The organism is Bacillus sp. SA1-12 (genome assembly GCF_000981385.1).
Lineage (GTDB): Bacteria > Bacillota > Bacilli > Bacillales > Bacillaceae > Metabacillus.
This window is the reverse complement of sequence record NZ_LATZ01000066.1, coordinates 1-1,104: the sequence shown is the minus strand read 5'-3', so window position 1 is coordinate 1,104 and position 1,104 is coordinate 1. Positions and strand designations below refer to the sequence as shown.

Annotated in this window: 1 protein-coding gene; it reads right to left on the bottom strand. The window is 38.2% G+C overall.

Going from position 1 to position 1,104, the window contains the following annotated elements; genetic code table 11:
- Nucleotides 1-170: 170 nt before the first annotated feature.
- Nucleotides 171-1,104: glycoside-pentoside-hexuronide (GPH):cation symporter (locus WQ54_RS17695; RefSeq protein WP_046585944.1), on the bottom strand; the 934-nt coding region annotated here is incomplete at its 5' end.

Below are 1,104 nucleotides of genomic sequence, written 5' to 3'. Positions count from 1 at the left end.
GCTCACTTCCTTCAGATTCCATGTCACCATAGACACCCTTGTGTTAGGCTAACTGTTACTTCTGTCTTCACAGTTCGGGACTTTCACCCTATAGATTACACCCATGCTGGGCGCACTTAAAAAGAACAGGGGAATAATCCCCTGTTCTTAAAACAACATAGAACCGTCACCTATAACAACTGATTGCGCACATATTCTTCTTTCTTTTCGTACTTGGTGTAGTTCAGCATAACAATTGCACCTACAATAAAGAAGATGGCCGGCAGCCAGGTGAAACAAAACTTAATCGCGGCTAATGATGCAGCAGATTGAGTTGCATTTGCTACGTATCCTGCCTTTTCCATAATAATAGAAGGAAAAAAACTACCCAATCCAGATCCTATTTTGATACAGAACGAGCTGCCAATGGCAGTTAAGAATCCGCTTGCACGAATACCTGTTTTCCATTCTCCATAATCAACTGTATCTGATAACATAGCAAATGGTAATGTAACAGCAATACCTGTTCCTAGTGATGCAACTATCCATCCAAAGATAATCATCGAAGCATTAGCTCCAGCAAAAGCAATGATCACTTGACCAATCGCTGCAATTGCGAATCCTATAATTTGGGTATGCGTTTTCAAAAATCTTTTAACGATAAATGGAAGGATTGTTATAGATATCATTTGGAAAACAACAAGTCCATTTAAGATGGATGCTAAGTTTTTATTATCAAGATTATATTCGGCATAATAGATCAAAGTTGAAGTTCTTGAAGTATTGCCTAACCAATAGAGAATAAAAGCAATAACCAGAGTGATCCATGGCCAATTTCCCTTCACTGCTCCAAAGCTTTGCTTGATAGGGATTGATTTTATACTTTTCGTATTGATTTCTTTCGTTCCAGAAAAAGCAAAGAGCAGTAAAGCAATGGCAATCACCGCATAGATACCTACGGTAACTTGAAACCCTAATTTATCGTTACCGTTTCCAAAAAACGAGACTAGAGGCAAAGTGAATGAAGCAGTTATTAAATAACCAATCATCCCGCCGTTACTTCTCCAAGAATTTAAACGAACACGTTCAGTAGAATTCGTAGTTAAGTTTGGCAAAATAGCAGTA